Annotated in this window: 16 protein-coding genes, 1 tRNA gene and 1 pseudogene; 2 read left to right on the top strand and 16 right to left on the bottom strand. The window is 51.6% G+C overall.

What is annotated here, in order from left to right:
- Positions 1-205: 205 nt before the first annotated feature.
- The 8 genes from FCS97_RS06710 to FCS97_RS06675 form a co-directional block, all read right to left on the bottom strand.
- Entirely contained in the window at positions 206-643 is a 438-nt protein-coding gene (locus tag FCS97_RS06710) for a group I truncated hemoglobin (protein WP_246065925.1), read from the bottom strand.
- Positions 644-655: 12 nt separating this feature from the next.
- Complete coding sequence (locus tag FCS97_RS06705) at positions 656-1,573, bottom strand: DUF3034 family protein (protein ID WP_246065923.1); 918 nt, start codon at positions 1,571-1,573, stop codon at positions 656-658.
- A 60-nt stretch (positions 1,574-1,633) separates the two neighbouring features.
- Positions 1,634-2,197, bottom strand: coding sequence for a phosphoribosyl-AMP cyclohydrolase (locus tag FCS97_RS06700; protein ID WP_138517614.1), 564 nt, complete (start codon positions 2,195-2,197; stop codon positions 1,634-1,636).
- 134 nt (positions 2,198-2,331) lie between these two features.
- The gene (locus tag FCS97_RS06695) at positions 2,332-3,057 is read right to left on the bottom strand and encodes a response regulator transcription factor (RefSeq protein WP_138517613.1); all 726 of its coding nucleotides are present in this window, start codon (positions 3,055-3,057) and stop codon (positions 2,332-2,334) included.
- Complete coding sequence (locus FCS97_RS06690) at positions 3,054-4,685, bottom strand: sensor histidine kinase (protein WP_138517612.1); 1,632 nt, start codon at positions 4,683-4,685, stop codon at positions 3,054-3,056. The genes FCS97_RS06695 and FCS97_RS06690 overlap by 4 nt, the downstream gene beginning before the upstream one ends.
- Positions 4,686-4,773: 88 nt before the next feature.
- Positions 4,774-5,862: an OprO/OprP family phosphate-selective porin gene (locus FCS97_RS06685; protein ID WP_246065920.1), complete on the bottom strand. Its 1,089-nt coding sequence runs from the start codon at positions 5,860-5,862 to the stop codon at positions 4,774-4,776.
- A gap of 257 nt (positions 5,863-6,119) precedes the next feature.
- Positions 6,120-6,485: a hypothetical protein gene (locus FCS97_RS06680; RefSeq protein ID WP_138517611.1), complete on the bottom strand. Its 366-nt coding sequence runs from the start codon at positions 6,483-6,485 to the stop codon at positions 6,120-6,122.
- Between the two features lie 145 nt (positions 6,486-6,630).
- A complete protein-coding gene (locus FCS97_RS06675) occupies positions 6,631-6,819 on the bottom strand; it encodes a hypothetical protein (RefSeq protein WP_138517610.1) in 189 nt (62 codons plus the stop codon).
- Between the two features lie 62 nt (positions 6,820-6,881).
- On the opposite strand from FCS97_RS06675, the gene FCS97_RS06670 reads away from it, so the two are divergent.
- Positions 6,882-7,382, top strand: coding sequence for an SRPBCC family protein (locus FCS97_RS06670; RefSeq protein WP_138517609.1), 501 nt, complete (start codon positions 6,882-6,884; stop codon positions 7,380-7,382).
- Between the two features lie 6 nt (positions 7,383-7,388).
- Here FCS97_RS06670 and FCS97_RS06665 read toward each other — a convergent pair whose 3' ends face one another.
- The 7 genes from FCS97_RS06665 to FCS97_RS06635 form a co-directional block, all read right to left on the bottom strand.
- Positions 7,389-7,796, bottom strand: a complete 408-nt coding sequence (locus tag FCS97_RS06665; RefSeq protein WP_171035194.1) for an NINE protein — start codon at positions 7,794-7,796, stop codon at positions 7,389-7,391.
- A 79-nt stretch (positions 7,797-7,875) separates the two neighbouring features.
- Complete coding sequence (locus FCS97_RS06660; protein WP_138517608.1) at positions 7,876-10,146, bottom strand: amidohydrolase family protein; 2,271 nt, start codon at positions 10,144-10,146, stop codon at positions 7,876-7,878.
- Positions 10,147-10,313: 167 nt separating this feature from the next.
- A tRNA-His gene (locus FCS97_RS06655) sits at positions 10,314-10,389 on the bottom strand.
- 292 nt (positions 10,390-10,681) lie between these two features.
- Complete coding sequence (locus FCS97_RS06650; RefSeq protein WP_138517607.1) at positions 10,682-11,293, bottom strand: nucleotidyltransferase family protein; 612 nt, start codon at positions 11,291-11,293, stop codon at positions 10,682-10,684.
- A 13-nt stretch (positions 11,294-11,306) separates the two neighbouring features.
- Complete coding sequence (locus FCS97_RS06645; protein ID WP_138517606.1) at positions 11,307-12,329, bottom strand: XdhC family protein; 1,023 nt, start codon at positions 12,327-12,329, stop codon at positions 11,307-11,309.
- Between the two features lie 12 nt (positions 12,330-12,341).
- Positions 12,342-14,549 (bottom strand): xanthine dehydrogenase family protein molybdopterin-binding subunit, encoded by a 2,208-nt coding sequence (locus FCS97_RS06640; RefSeq protein ID WP_138517605.1) that lies wholly within the window; start codon positions 14,547-14,549, stop codon positions 12,342-12,344.
- Between the two features lie 12 nt (positions 14,550-14,561).
- On the bottom strand, positions 14,562-15,020 hold the full coding sequence (locus FCS97_RS06635; protein ID WP_138517604.1) for a (2Fe-2S)-binding protein: 459 nt from the start codon (positions 15,018-15,020) through the stop codon (positions 14,562-14,564).
- Between the two features lie 128 nt (positions 15,021-15,148).
- On the opposite strand from FCS97_RS06635, the gene FCS97_RS06630 reads away from it, so the two are divergent.
- Complete coding sequence (locus tag FCS97_RS06630) at positions 15,149-16,054, top strand: LysR family transcriptional regulator (protein WP_138517603.1); 906 nt, start codon at positions 15,149-15,151, stop codon at positions 16,052-16,054.
- Positions 16,055-16,188: 134 nt separating this feature from the next.
- Here FCS97_RS06630 and FCS97_RS06625 read toward each other — a convergent pair.
- Positions 16,189-16,524 (bottom strand): annotated as a pseudogene (locus tag FCS97_RS06625) (cyclophilin-like fold protein).
- Position 16,525: the final 1 nt, after the last annotated feature.

Here is a 16,525-nt window from a genome sequence, read left to right as displayed (position 1 = left end):
AATGATTGATAGGTTTTGATTTATATTGGACTATTCAAAGCAATATACCCCATCGGCAGAAACGTGCGTCAGGTTGCTAACATTTATGTGTGGACGCTATCTGCTGGAGGACTTGCTGACTAAGATTAAGTGAAGTTTCACCCCGTAGGGTACGGGGTGAGTGGAGTGGGAAAAAACAGAATTGATTCCGACGACCTGATCAAGCCTATCGAACCGTAATCACATCCCGGTGCATGGGTGCTAACATGCTGAGCACTTCCAGCTGAATATCAAACGGAACGCTGTGCGCATTCATGCTGGTCTGAAGCACCTCCACCAAGGCATTGAAGTGGGCTTTGGTAATCACCATGTCTTCATGTGCAGTTTTCATGTCGGCACCTACATACTTACAAGGCCCGCCGGTGGCTTCACACACCTGGTCTGTTAGTTGGGAAGCCAAACGGTCTGCGTTTGTTGCCGCAAACTGATCGCCAATTCGCGGATCGGCTTTCAAACGCACCACAAAGTCATCCATGACCATGCGGATACTTTCCTTACCGCCCAGTTGCTCGTACAAGGTTTTGTCAGAACTGGCCTGCGCAGAGACCGATAAACACATGGCTACAGCCAGAGCGGCTGCATTAGTTCGAATTGATTTCATCATGATGGTCTTTCCTCAAAATGCAAGTTGAGCGGACAAATAGAAGCCTGTTTGGCTGCGGCCATCTGTTGTGGCGGGCACAATTCGGCCAAGGTCAACATAGGCCGCAGTCAACGACAGGTTTTTGGTGGGTGCCCAGGCTACGAACACATCAATCCAATCGTCTGCACGCAAGCCAGCGCCCAGGCCGGCGTTCCGACCTGCTGCCTCCAGATTGTTCGGCATCATTCGGTATTCAGCACCAATTGCGAGGTTGTGATTCAACAACTTGGCCACGGATATTTCAGGCATCAGCTCATAACTGTCGTCTGTGTTTGAACCGAAGCCCAGCAAGCCGTTCTGGTTGGCCTTGGTGGCTCGCAAAGTACCGTTGACCAGCACGCCCTGTTTCAGGAAAAGTTTGGTTGCAGAAACATAGAAATCAGTGCCGCTGTCGTCTGCACCCAATGAAGTCAGGGTCGGCTCCAAAGCGGCGGCATCCAGCGATTTGTGCTGCACACCCACTGCCACTTGGGGGTACCAGGTGTCGGTGTCCAATACGCCGTCACCAAACACTCGAACCTTCACACCGATAATCTGCTGTTTCAAGTCCAAACCCGCGCCGGTCAGGGCTGTTCCGGTGATACCCGTATCAAGCACCTGCTCACCCAGAGAAAACTCCACGCGTTCATTCCAGCCCACGGTTGCACCGTAAGTGGTCAGCGAATAATCCTGTGTTTCAACCTGGGTCAGATTCGTTGCAAAACCCAATTCATTTTCAGTGGCCTGTGTACCAATAAAAGCCCAGGGGGTAATACCGCCACCGCCAGCACCTTCAACCGTGCTGACACCACCAGTCAAGACCAGCTTGCCGGTGCTTGCCCAAACAGGGGCACAAAAAACAGCAGTGCTCAACACTGCAGCCTTGATCCATTTTGATTGTTGTTGGTTCATCACAAATGCTTCCATGAGAACGGAGAAAACGGCCGACTCAAACGTCGGCCATCGTGGAATTTAGTTGGTGTAAGGCAGTGATGAGTGGTGGAGCACAATCTTCACGTTGCCAGCGCTGTCCTTCACGTAACCCCAGGTCTTATCGACTGTGGTTACTTTGCCGTTCTTGTCAGTAAAGCTGACATTACCCATGGTCAGTGCGGTATTGCCGTTCAGGTGAATAACAGCGTTTTTGGATTCCACATTTCTCCAACCTTTCAAGGCAAATCCGGAGTCGTTGGGGAACTGTTTGTTACCACCCACGAAGTAAGCCAATGCACCCTCTTCAGTGCTGCGAATATTCTGTGGGAGTGCGGCCAGAGTAGGCTTGAACAAAACAGGGCCCATGTCATAGGCATAAGCAGCATCCAGCGCGGCCTGTGCGGTTTTCTTGGCTTTGTCCAGGCCACCTGATTCAAAGTCTTTGGAAATCTGGACAACTGCGTTGCCCCACATTTGTTGGGCTTTCAGCACTTCAGCTTCAGTGATATTGCTGTTGACCACCGCAGTATTCGCGAACGCAGCGCCGCTTAATGCAACACCAGCAGTCAACATTGCGGCTTGTACAAAACTTGATTTTTTCATCACGATCTCCTTGAGGTTCAAACTCGAAAAACAACAGTTGCTTTTCATGAACACAAGTTTGAGAGATCAAAATGAACTGGAGCTTCCTTGCTCAATGAATCATTCTGGCATTCAAGATGAACGCCAGATGAACATCACTGCGAATCAGTGCCTGACAGCGATTCCAAGCGATAGCCCAGGCCGCGCTGGGTATGAATCAGGGGTGGCATGCCCTCCAGATCAATCTTGGCACGCAGGCGGCGAATGTACACATCCACCACATTGGTCAGCGGATCCTCGTTCACACCCCACACATTGGAAAGAATCCGCTCACGGCTGAACAAGCGCCCCGGTGCACTCATCAACAACTCAACCAAAGCCAGCTCTTTGGCGGTCAATTGAATCTCGCGACCGGCTCTGGACAAACGCATTTTCTCAAGATCCAGATTCAAATCAGCCACCTCCAGATTCTTTCTGACTTGCTTGGGTGCCGCATTTCCAACCCGACGCCCCAAGGCTTCCAGTCGGGCCAGGATTTCATCGAATGCAAAAGGCTTGCCCAGGTAATCATCTGCACCCATGCGAAGTCCAGCAACGCGGTCTTCCACTGAATTCAAGGCCGTCAGCATCAAGATGGGCAAGGAAAATCCTTCAGCACGCAAGGTTTGGCAAACATCCAGCCCTGAACCATCGGGCAACATCACGTCCAGTATCAGCACCGCACTTTCGAAGTTTTCGCGCACTTCTTTTTGTAGTGCCTTGGCCATTGAAATACCCGAGCTGGCGTTGTTTGCCACTTGTGGGCGATAACCCTCAGCTTTCAAACCTCGCTCCAGAAAGCCGGATACGCGCGCATCGTCTTCAACAATCAACACCTTCATACTGCATCCTCAATCATTGAATCAAAGGCTGGCAAATTCACCGTGACCCTACACCCTTTATTCTCTTCGCTGCTTATATCGATGGTGCCGTGGTGTGCTCGTACAATTGCGGCCGCAAGTGGCAGACCCAGACCACTGCCATCCGGCCTGAGTAGCTTTGCGGTGGTGCCCCGATAGTGACGTTCAAATACCCGAGCCAACTCATTTTCTGGAATACCCGGCCCATTGTCTTCAATCGTCACTTTACAGCGACGCATATTTTCTGCGTCCTCCACCGAAGCAGTGCTGATCCGTATTACTGCGTTGGAACCGCCATATTGAATGGCATTGTCCAAAATGATGTTCAATACTTGCTTCAAACGCTGCGCATCGCCCAACACCAGACTGTCGCTCTGAATTTGCGCCTCGACGACACAACCCTTATGGCTGATCTGAGGTCGAAAATAAGCGATCGACTCATGACACAACATTGAAACATCCACTGCCCTGCGATCTAGCACAAGCGCATCAATATCACTTCGTGCCAGGGTCAGCATGTCGTCAACGATGTAATTCAACTGCTGTGTATATTGAACAATGCGCTCCAAGGTTTCCCTACATTCTCCAGCCTTGTTTCCACCGTGGCGCAAACTGATCTCAGCCTCGCCTCGAATGGCTGTCGTTGGTGTTTTGAGCTCATGGCTGATGTCTGCAAACATTTGACGGCGGCGCAACTCAATTTTTTCCAGACGATGCAAGGCCTCCTGCAATTCGTTGGTACGCTCACTCACCTGCAATTCAAGTTGCTCACGGGCCTGTTGATCGTTAGTACGCAACCGCGCGATTTCACGCGCCATGTCATTCATGCTGCGGGCCACCTGCGAGAACTCATCACGACCGAAGGCGGGTATGCGATAACTCAAATTTCCAGCTTGCAAAGCTTCAGCCCCTTTGATCAATCGATCGACAGGCTTGCTCAGGGACCTTACAAAATAAAATGCCAGCAGCACCATGAATGCAGCCAACGCAATGGTTGCTGTAACCACAACATTGGTCATGAAATTGAGCGACACATCAGCAGCAGCGCGGTCACGCGCAGTGATCAAACGCTCTCTCGCAATACTCTGGGTCAAGGCGACCCGCAAGTCTTGCCCTTCAGACACATCAAAGATCTGATCCAGTTTTTGGCGTTTGGCCTGTGGAGTAACTGCCTCAAATTTCCATGATGAAGCGGTCATTACAGAGCCCAACTGATCCACGCCTTTGCGCAGAATAATCAGACTTTGGCCGCGTTCATCATGCTCTGGCAAAAGCACCTGACTGCCTTCAGTCAAACTCTTGGCCGTATCAGCAAGCCGATCCAGCGTGTCCAGCGCACGAATCATGTTGTAGTAGTACACCTGGCTTTGCTGTGGATCAGACTCAAGCCCGGTCATCTCATTGGTCAACTGGGTTCTCAACAATTGCTTGTTGGACAAGAGGTCCATGTAGCCCACCAACAACTCATTGGCCACACGCCCTTTTTGAACATTCTGACTGGCCGTGACCATGGCAAAGTACCCGATTACCCCTTGGGCAATCGCCACCAATGCCAAAGCCACAAAGGCCAGCAGAATCCGGGTTTTGAACATCAATATTCCCTTGGGCATCAAATCAACATCCAGATGCTAGGGATTATTGGTGATAAACACCAGACTTTTCGGCTTGTTAATCTGGCGTTCATTTTGCTGTAGCGCCTTAGTAGGTGAACTGCAAACGCATGCGCAGCTCATTGCCATTGTCGGCGTTGGTGTTACTTTTAGCGTCCATGTAACTCACACCGATTTTTACGGAATCATTCATGTAATAGTTCAAACCCAACGCAGTTTGCTGGGCGTCGATAAAGGCCAAACCAACATCGTTGAAACGGCCATCTCCCTCTTCATAGCGGGCAGTCACTTCCCAAGTGCCACCAGGTACGGCTTTTACCCGCTTGAAGACGCCATCACTGTATGGACGCATACCGCCTCCATTCAGGATGTACCCGACTTGCGCGTAATAACCATTGAAGTTCTGTGGGCCAACATCGGAGTCGTAATACTCCGCCTGCGCATGGAAAGGACCAAAAGCACCTGCCACTTCAAAATTCATGGTATCCGTTTCATCTAGCGGATCGGCAGCACCGATCGTTTGGTAGCCAGCACCAAAATGAAGAACACTTTCCTTGGTCAGAACAGGAGCAAATGTCACTCGACCTGCCGTGGCCTGATCCTGGAAGTCATTGGCACCATCTCCATCAGCCTCGAAAACACCGATGCCATAAGTGAATTTTTTATCCATGCCACGGCCGCTCAGCTTGAGACCGGCAGAACGTCCGAGAGTGTAACGCTCTGTCATCGCGGAACGCTCAAGCAAAGAGATGTCGTTTGAACTGGTCAAAACATCCATGCCAAAAGGCACGCGCTGTTTACCAATCGTCAGGTTAGCCATTTCGCCAAATCCCTTGTACCTCACATACAAGTCTTCAGCGCTTCCACCGCTGTTACCTGATTCAGCAATATTGAATTCGGCCTTGTACTCAAAGTCATTGAAGTGCCCACGCAAGGCGATCCGGGCACGGCGTGCATCGAAATCGTCAAGGGTTTGATTGCCGTTGGCAGCAGTGTTTGTCTCATCCTGGGTGTAATCCCAGTGAAGTCGACCTCCAATCTGAAAGCCTGCTTTTTTGTCTTCCGTTTCAAGCTTCAATCCACCTTTGGTGGAAAGAATGATGTCCTGGCCATCGGTTCTCACTTGGCCTGCATGAGTACTGGTCGAAATTGCGCCAAGCATCAACAAGGCCAGCACGGAACAAGAACTCGTTTTCATCGGGTACTCCTTGGTTACTTATGTGGAGCCCCATTGTTGTCGGTCAAGATGAACGGTCACTGAATACCCGATGAAGATCAAGCTGCTTCAGCATGAACACAAAATGAAAAGTTTATTTTTAATCACAATGTTGAAATATAAAAGCTTGGAATAAAAAAAGGCCCGATTGCTCGGGCCTAAAATAGGACTTGGTGAAAGTCCTGGGGTGTGAGATGAAGGAAGCGAAAACCGACAGCTCAGTTGGTTTTGGTTGCAGGCTTGCTGCTTTCGTCCTGCGCAAAATTACTGTTGTCGTCCCGCGTCTTCACCCAAGGAGTCGGGTTCGTCGCATCACCAAAATCTGCATACTCAAAGCCTTCCATCTTTCGGATCACATCCGAGCGGCTCAGCATGGTGCTGGGTGCATAGCTGGGGGTCACTGAACCATCCAGTGCATTGGCCACGTTTGTGCTTTCGGTCTTGGAAAGCACTTCGGCTCGAGTCAGGCTGGACTGCTTGGATTCCTTCACAACATGGTATGTGCCATCGCCGAAAGTTAAATCACTGGCCATTACTGCGCCGCTGAAGCCAAGTGCAAGTGAAAGAGCAACAATCTTTTTCATGGTATTTCTCCTGTGAGTTTCTCGGTTAAGTGCAGCAACGTGTCTGCATGGAAACCAGTTTGATTGCCAAGCCTTAACCTAAACCGTGCCATTTCATGAATAACACGCCACGGGAAGATGAATACAAGATGAAAAGATTCAGATGTCAGGAGGCTTCTTCGGAAAGAATCCCCGAAGTTACTGCATTGCGCAGAAACTGTTTTTCATAATGGCGATTCCGCCGTGCCTTTTTTGCCTTTGCACGTTTGCCATACCGCTTGTCAACCACCAACTCATCAAGATTGCTCAATTGATCAGCGCTTTCGACCTGCTTCAAGGAGTTTCGTTTTGCCATGGGTGCTACCTTTGCTACAACTGCTTTCAGTAGAATCATAAGACAAAACAAGGAGACACAACATGGCCATTTGGTTCGACCTCGACAAGGTCACTGACGAATCGTTTTTCGACACCGCCCCACTTCGCTTCGAATATTCAATGCACCTCGACGCCACCGCCGATGAGGTATGGGCAGGCTTGGTGGCAGACAAACCATTGACCTGGTGCAAAGCACTAGACGGCCAGTACACCAGCGAACGCCCATTCCGGGTTGGTACCACCCGCGAAGTGTCGGCGAACTTCAACACCATCAAACTGAAAGAACGCTTCTTCATTTGGGACGAAGCAGAACGACGCCACGCATTCTACGTGGAACAGGCCAATGCGCCCGCATTCAAGCAGTTCGCCGAGTTGTATGAAGTTACCCCCGCTGAAGAGGGTTGCCATTTCGTGTGGAAATTTGCAATGGCTGGCCGCTTTGGGCTGGGGCTGCCCCTGAAGCTGATCAGCCCCGCCGCCAAACTGGCCCTGTTCGATGGATTCATTCGCGACACCGAAAAGCATTTCGGCACCGTGAAATAAATTCCATTAATTCAAACGACCATCACGGTGCAGCTCATCGATTTGATCGTTGAGTGTGCACCAGTCGTAGATAATTCCAACACCGAATAAACCCACAGTCAGCAGGTAAATCAAACCTGTGATCCATTTGCGCTGATAAAAGCGATGAATACCAAAAACGCCCAAGAAGGTGAGTAGCACCCAGGCAATGTTGTAATTGATGGGGCCCTGCAAAAAGCGACGATCTGCGCTTTTGTCCATACCGGGTATCAAAAACAGATCCACAATCCAGCCGATCAAAAATAGGCCAAGTGTGAAAAACCAAATGATGCCGGAGATGGGACGGCCATAATAAAAACGGTGCGCCCCCATGAATCCGAAAATCCAGAGAATGTATCCGATAACGATGCTGTGGCTGTTATTTTCTTTAATCATAAGTGGATGAAGTTCAAAGTTGTCCCAGAACAAAATAACACCATGCACCTGAGAAATTCTCGCCACATGCAGGAATGGCTTACTGTTTGAATTTCTCGACCTTTTCCCACAACTGCAAATAGGCCTCGGCCGACCTGAACAGCGTGGCCACCGCTGGCTTGCCGCCCGGCTGCAACATCATGTCTGCAATGTAGTCCGGATACAAACCATAATGCGCCACACCATCGGTGTTCAAGTCGTAAACCCTCTCTCCGGTTTTCTGGCGATCAAACACCACATCGCCCATCGGTGACTTGAAGGGGTATACCAAAGGCGTCTCGCTCGCATCCGGGCGTGGGTCTGCCTGCTGGTGAATGCCATTGATGTCTGAACCGAAGCCGCTGGCAGGTGCTTTGCCGGGCGGATACAAAGCGGACAGTTTTTGAATGTACTCCACCGCGGTTGGCGAAGGTTTGTCAGGCAGGTTTGAAATCAATCCTCCCAAATCCACAATACCTTGGCTGTCACGCGCAGCACTGATAGTGCCCGAGTGTCCGGAGACCACCGGCAGGCCGCGTTCTTTCATCATGGCCAATACACGTTTACGCGACAAAGCCCCCATGTGATCCGTTTCAACAATCACACCCTTTTTTGCAAGTGCATCAATCAAGAAATCACCCAGCTTGGTCAGACCACGCGCATTGCGCTGACATTCCCGCCCGGGCACAGCCTCCGGCGTGGGTGGAATATTCATCAATTGCAACAAAGCCAATTCAAACAAACCATAGTCTTTGCTGTCCACCGTCGAAGGCTCGGCCGCGTCAATTTCTTCGCAGGTGGTGCTGGCAAACGGGTGTCCTGTTTCCCACACATTCCCGGCGTTAAACACTTGCATCAATGCAGCGTCTTTCGTAAACCGACTAATTTCAGTACCGCCAAATGCATTGTCAAAAATATGGAGCGGAAACACGCTGCGAATTCCCAACGCATAAAATTCATCCAAACGCTCCAGTACCTGTTGCTCAGTACACTCCGGCATTCCCATGAACTCGCCGCAGTTAAACAGCTTCTCGTTTTCAATCCCCATCACCACAGCCAGCTTGCCATCCGCAATCACACCGCGCGCCGTGGCACTGTCATAAACAATGCGAAACCAACCTTTGCCCGGGCCGCCTTCTTGTGCGTCAACGTATTCCTCCAAATCCAGCAGCAACTGGCGTTGCAATTTCACGCTTTCCATTTCATCGCAGTCATGCTCCTTCAAAGGCCACACTTGGCAAATCACCTCATTGGCCACAAAGTGGTTCACCATAATGCGCTGCCCACCCATCCAGGCGCGCTTCATCCACATGTAATAGGTTTGATGATGAGTCTGCGATTTTGGGTTGGGCCAATAACTGAAAGTTGGCCAACCATCGGTGGCATGCTGATTCACCGGGCTGCCTGTGGCCAGCAAATTGTCCAATACGCCCAAGGTACCTTGCGGGCCGTGGTCGGCTTGACAACTGTTCAAGGCCTTGGTGATTCCGAATGGATGAAAGGGGCGACCATGCGCAAGCTTGCCACCCAAGGCTTCGCTACCGCCAATGTGAATGTGAGTATCCACCCAGCCAACTACTTCCCCACTTGAAGTTGTTCCTTTGAAAGGCGTACCCCTTGCATTCAATTCCGCTTCTGGAAATACCGCGCAACCTGAAGCAGGCTGCAGAACAAAAACACTGGAGTCGGCCTCGCTGCTCACCAAGCCCAATTCGGCATCTTGAACCGTCAAGAATTGCTGAGTAACCACCTGCTTGAAACGAAATGAATTCTCGCGTGATGCGGGAATGATTTCCCACACAGTCAGAAAGCTGGGTTCTGTTTGAGGAGTTGGTGTTACGTCACTGGATGATTCAGCACTTTGTTGATCAATCGCATCACCCAGCGCTTCACCTGCCTGGCGTACGCCATCACTCAATGGTTTCAAAGGCTCGATCACTTCCGAGACATCACCGAGACCTGACAGGAAATCTGAACCAGTTCTAAGGAACTGGACTAGCTGCGCTTGGTTAAAGGGGTTGGAATTGGAAAGTCCGAAAAAACTGGCGTTGCTATCGAACAGCAAATATTGACCCAAACGACTGGGCTTGAAATAGAAGGGAGATGGCGCAACGTCAACACGGTAAGCGCTGTCGCTTGCATTCAAAAAGCGATTATCGACCGTGGCCACTGAGAAACACTGATTGGCAATACTGAATTGATCAAACCGAGCATTGGATTGCCCGGGCTGAACTCGAGACCCTGGGGTGGGTGGCGCGTTATCACCACCCAAACAACCGGCCAGCAATAGGGGGGCGCACAATCGCGCAAAATAAGTGGCAAATTGTCCCATCTCTGTCTCCAATTTCTGAGTGTTTCAGAAAGTGTAGAACAGATGAGAATTAGCCAATGTCGACTATCTGACACTAACACACGATGCTGACACTCGCCGTGCCACATGTAGCCAAGGAATAAAAAAAGGACCTAGCGGATCACTCACGCTAAGTCCTTGATTTTATTTGGGGCGATGTATGGGGCTCGAACCCACGACCCATGGAATCACAATCCATTGCTCTACCAACTGAGCTAACACCGCCACCGTAAACCGGTACTAAATTCTTGGCCTGCCCGGAGGGGTTCGAACCCCCGACCCCTTAGAAGTTTGGTACACGTAACTGTGTAGAAAACTACACAGTTAGTTTTCAAATGGCGTAAATGCGTGCTCTCAGCAAGGTTCTAACTCTTGGGATCTATGCCAATAATGTCGTTTAACATCAACATAGCATCAGCAGTTACCGTTAAAAACTCATCTCGAAACAGCCAGCTGCGAGCATCGGCTCGCCTTTGAATTCAGACGCTTTTCCACGATGCGTGTACTTTATTCAAATTTAATCTCTACGACTTGAATAATTCAGATCTTCCGGTACATCCACATCTTGCAACACATCCGCGGTTGGCCACTCAATCGGGAGCATATTCGCAGCGCGTAGCAAATTTTTTGCGCCTATATCTCCCTGCAATGCAAGCAGTGAACCCGCCCATGCACGCGTCAGCCCCACCGGGTGCCCACGCTTGCCTTGAAAGTATGGCGCCACAGCATGTAACTCTTGTGCGCTCACTTTCGAGAGTTCAGCATGTACCAGTGCAATGGCTTCAACGGGTAGCCACGGCATATCTCCCAATGAAATCACAAATCCAGTGATACCAGGCTTTTTCTCAAGGCAATGCTTTACAGCCGCGGCCAAGGCGCTGCCCATACCTTGTTGTGCTTCCGGGCTGATCAAGACTTCGCAGCCCGCATCGAACAGGCAGTGCACGCGCCCGGGCTGGTGACCTTGAATGACTGCCAGCGTGTCGGGCAGCACCTTGCACATGGCGCTGCCGCTATGCCACAACACGGGCTTGCCAGAATCGGCGCGAAGTTGCAGCAACTTGTCTTTTTCCCCGCTAGGGTCAAAGCGCTGGCCCTGCCCCGCAGCCAATAAAATGCCCTGAATCATGGCCCGGGCTTTTTCATTTTGCGCAGGCGCTCAAGGTGTCAGCAGCCACTTCAAGCGCAGCTTTGGCTTGTGCCACATTCAATACCTTGTCGCCAGCAACGCCGTTTTTCATGGCCACCAGTTCGGCGGCAATTGAAACTGCGATTTCAGCAGGGGTGCGGCTTCCAATATAAATACCGGCCGGGCCACGCAAGGTTGCAGCCTGTTCCTCGCTTACGCCAAATTCAAGAAGGCGGGTTCGGCGGGTTTCATTGTTTCGGCGCGAACCCAGCGCAGCCACATAAAATGCGGGGCTTTGCAAGGCCTCCATCAAGGCGAGGTCATCCAGCTTGGGGTCATGGGTCAAGGCAATCACGGCCATGCGTGCGTCGGGTTTCATCGCCATGACAACGTCGTCGGGCATGTCGCGTGTCAAAGTAGTGCCGAGTTCATTCCATTCATCGGCGTATTCTTCACGTGGGTCACATACCGTCACAGCAAAATCGAGTGCAATCGCCATGCGCGCCAGTTGCTGGCTCAACTGACCAGCACCAATCAGCAACAAACGATAGCGTGGGCCGAATACACTGATCAAGGTGGAGCCATCAAACACCAAGCCTTGTTCAGGGTGGGTGGACTCCAGTTTGCTGTCGCCTGTTTTCATGTTCAGGCTGCGCTGCACCAGTTTTCCGGCTTTCAACGCGTTTAACAATTCCGTCAATTCATTGGCTGCAGCCAAGGGTTCAAGCACCAGCTCCATGGTGCCGCCACAGGGCAAGCCGAAGCGCCGGGCCTGCTCTGCACCAACACCATAGCTCACCAGTTGAGGCTGTGCCGGAAAGCCATCCTTGTTCAACAGGCGGTCAATCAAATCGTCTTCAATGCAGCCACCCGATACGCTGCCCACGGCATGGCCATCTTCACGCAACGCCAGCAACGAGCCCGGTGGTCTGGGGGAAGAACCCCAAGTGCGCACCACAGTGGCCAGCATCACACGATGGCCATTTTCCAGCCACCGGTGCGCGCGCTGCAACACTTCAAGATCAAGACTTTCCATGCTGCGGCTCCTTTATGCTTTCAGTTGTTCAGCAATCGGCAGTTTGCGAATGCGCTTGCCGGTCGCGTTGAACAAGGCGTTGGCCAGCGCGGGTGCCAAAGGTGGTACGCCCGGCTCACCCACGCCGGTTGGCTTCTCGCCAGACTGAACCATGTGTACCTCTACTTTGGGCATTTCGTTGATGCGCAACACTGGGTAGTCGTGGTAATTCGACTGCTGCACCTCACCGTCTTTCAAGGTAATTTCACCAGTCAGTGCGGCGGCCAGGGCAAAACCAATACCACCCTCCATTTGTGCTTTCACCACATCGGGGTTTACTACCACACCGCAATCTACGGCACACACCACGCGGTCAACCTTGAAGTTGCCATCTTTCTGAACTGTTACTTCAACAACCTGAGCCACAAAACTATTGAACGATTCATGTACAGCAATGCCGCGTCCACGTTTGGCACCGTCGGCTGCAGATACGAGTGGCTTGTTCCAGCCGGCTTTTTCAGCCACCAGTTTCAGTACACCTGCATGGCGGGGGTGCTTAGTCAACAAGGCCTCACGATATTTAACCGGATCTTGTTTGGCTTGAACGGCCAGTTCATCCACGAATACTTCGGTGGCGTAGGCAGTGTGGGTGGAACCCACGGCACGCCACCACTGAATGGGTACGCGAACCTGTTCATTGGTGGTATGTAAATCCACGAGCATGTTTGGAATTTGGTAAGGCACGTTGGATGACCCTTCGACCGAGGTTACATCCACGCCGTCTTTCACCATGCCTGCCTCAAAGGGCGAACCTTTGGCAATTGACTGGCCAACAATGCGGTTCTCCCAGGCCACTGGCAAACCATTTTTTCCCAATGCTGCGCGCAAGCGGTGGGCATAGACCGGGCGGTAGTAGCCGCCTTTCATGTCGTCTTCCCGGCTCCACACCAATTTCACCGGCGCTTTTCCGCCAATGGCTTTCACAATGTGTGCCGTTTCAACCAGGTAATCCGCTTGCGGGTTGGCTCGGCGGCCAAAGCTGCCACCGGCATACAGCATGTTCAGTTTCACTTTTTCGGGGTCAAGGCCCAACACTGCGGCCACAGCAGCCTGGTCGGCGGTTTGCATTTGTTCGCCATTCCAGACCTCCGCGCTGTCCTTGTCCAGTTTAATCAGGCAGTTCAATGGTTCCATCGAGGCATGCGCTAAAAAAGGGAAGTGAAAGTCGGATTCGACAATCTGATTGCTGCGCGCAAATTGCCCTTTGGTGTCACCATCTTCCCGCGCAACCGTGCCGGGCTTGCCCAGTAGTTGGGTGTAGTCAGCTGTAATTTGTTCGCTGCTACCGTTGTAAGCTTTGGACAAATCCCATTCAATGTTCAGTGCATCACGACCTTTTTTCGCGGTCCAGAAATTGCTGGCCAAAACGGCCACGCCACTGGGAACGGTGACCACGTCCGATACACCTTGGATAGCGCGCGCAGCTTTGTCATCAACCTTCTTCACGGTGCCGCCAAACTTGGGCGGGTGGGCAACAACAGCCACCAGCATGCCGGGCAGTTTCATGTCTTGCGTAAAAATTGCAGTGCCGTTGGTTTTTGCAGTACTGTCTTTGCGGGGTGCTGTTTTGCCAATCAGTTTGAAATCTTTCGGGTCTTTCAACGTTACTTCACCAGGCACAGATTGCTGGCTGGCAGCTTCAGCCAACTCGCCAAAGGTGGCCTTGCGATTGCTTTTCGCATGCGACACAACACTGTTGCTCACTGAAATTTCGCGAACGGGTACTTTCCATTGTGCAGCGGCAGCGTTCACCAACATGGCCCGGGCGGTGGCGCCTGCGGTACGCATTTGTTCAAATGAGTTGGCAATTGCGGTACTGCCGCCAGTGCCTTGCGCACCCCAGAACAGATTGTTGTAGTGTTTGGTGCTAGCGCCTGCGCCCTCCACTTTGACTGTGGACCAATCGGCATCCAGTTCCTCTGCAACCAAGGTGGCAAGGCCCGTATACACGCCTTGACCCATTTCAAGGTGTTTGGAAATAACAGTAACTGTGTTGTCGCTACCAATTGTCACAAAGGCATTAGGAGCGAAGTTGCCTGCTTCAACAGCACTGCCAGCCTGGCCCGGGCCGCCTACTTTCAGTTTGTTGCTGGCAAACACGGAGGGAATGCTGACTGCGAGTGTCAGGCCGGCGCCGGCTTTCAAAAAATCGCGACGAGAAACGTTGGTAACGATGCTCATGAATGTTTCTCCTTAAGCCAATGTTTTGGCGGCTTCGTGAATGGCCGCACGAATGCGCACATAGGTGGCACAGCGGCACACATTGCCTGCCATGGCTGCATCGATGTCATCGTCGGAAGGCTTTGGGTTGCTGGTCAGCAAAGCTGTGGCCGACATGATTTGCCCCGACTGGCAATAACCACACTGCACGACATCGAGCTTCTGCCAGGCTGCCTGAACAGCCGATCCCACTTTGTGATTCTGCATGGCTTCGATGGTGCTAACTTGTTTACCAGCCACGGTGGACACTGGCGTCGAACAACTGCGCACAGGCTCACCATCTACATGTGCTGTGCAAGCGCCGCAAAGGCCCATGCCGCAGCCAAATTTTGTGCCCGTCATGTCCAGGTCATCGCGAAGCACCCAAAGCAGTGGGGTGTCGCCATCCACGTCCACACTGACGGCTTTGCCATTCAATACAAAATCAACCATTCACCACCTCCGATATCCTAAAAATGTTGCAGTGCACATATCGGTACAGTCTAGCCCCCTTGATTATCAAGATAAAGGCGGATATGGTGTATTGGTTATTAACATTAGGTTCAGAATGGAGATTGTTCATGGTGCTCGATAAAGATCTGCTGGACGGCATTCCGGTGTTTTTAACTGTAGCCGAGCACAGCAGTTTTACCTTGGCCGCTGCACAATTGGGCATTACCCCCACGGCGGTGAGCAAGGCGATCCGGGTGTTGGAAGAACGCCATGGCGTGGTGTTGTTTCAGCGGACCACTCGCAAAGTTGCTTTGACTGAAGCTGGCCAGGCTTTGTTCTCGCGCCTGCAGCCCGCTACGCAGGAAATTGATGAGGCAATCTCCGCTCTTGGCCAGTTTCGCGACAAACCAATCGGCACGCTTCGACTTAATATGAAACGATCGGCCTGCACTTATTTGGTCGAACCCATTGTTGCCGAGTTTCGCCAGAAGTACCCCGATGTGAAACTGGACATCACGATCGATGAAGGCCTTACCGATTTGCTGGAGGGTCGTTACGATGCAGGTATTCGTTTGGGCGAGTCGGTAGACAAAGACATGGTTGGTGTACGGCTTACTCCCGATTTGGCTTTTCATGTGGTGGGAAGCCCGGAATATTTCAAACGCAATGGCAAACCAGCAAAACCTGAGGATTTACAGCAACACGATGCAATCATGTACCGCTTCGTGACCAGTGGCACCTTTCACCGGTGGGAGTTTGTTCGCAGCAAGCGGCAGTTTTTTGTGGATGTACCAAGCCCAGTGGTGGTGAATAACCGGGATATTCTGATCAACTTTGCCCGACAGGGTTTGGGTTTGGCCTATGTGGCGCAGTACGAGGTCGAGCGAGAATTGACTGAAGGCAGCTTGGTACCCGTACTCAGTGAATTCATTCCCAAAACTTCGGGTTTGTATTTGTACTTTCCTGCTCGCACTCAAGCACAATTGAAGTTACGCGCTTTCATTGACATGGTTAGCAAAGTTCGGCCGTCCTGAACTCAACCGAGTTCAGACACACAAGCGACTCGGTATTGCGCTGAAAGTTTGGGAACTACGAAGGTGTCATTAGCGGTACTTGCTTTCGTTGCTCAGCGATTACCAGGCAACCCGAGGACTGTATTGTCGATAACTTACTGTCTTGAAAAAGTAAGTCTTGCATTTCCCGAACCCAGGGCCTCGGCCAGGCCTGCAGTGTCATCCACTCGACCAATCCGAGTGTAGGAATAGATCGAATTGAAGGTCGAATAGAAAACAACTAGCGTGTCGTTCCCATAGAGCATGAGATCGCCATTGCGGATGATTCCAGGACGGCTCGCATGTGTGGGCAATCATGTGGGTAATTTGGCATGTTTTTCGTTGCCATTCAGCTCTTCCATATCCAGCGTAAGCGGAAACTGCGAGACGAATGCACGCGCGGTATCGTTATCGGCAAGAGTGATGGCAAATCGCTGTTCGTTAATAGTCATC

The organism is Limnobacter alexandrii, from assembly GCF_005871185.1.
Classification (GTDB): Bacteria; Pseudomonadota; Gammaproteobacteria; order Burkholderiales; family Burkholderiaceae_B; genus Limnobacter; species Limnobacter alexandrii.
The sequence above is the reverse complement of the archived record's forward strand: the minus strand, read 5'-3'. Positions and strand labels throughout refer to the sequence as shown.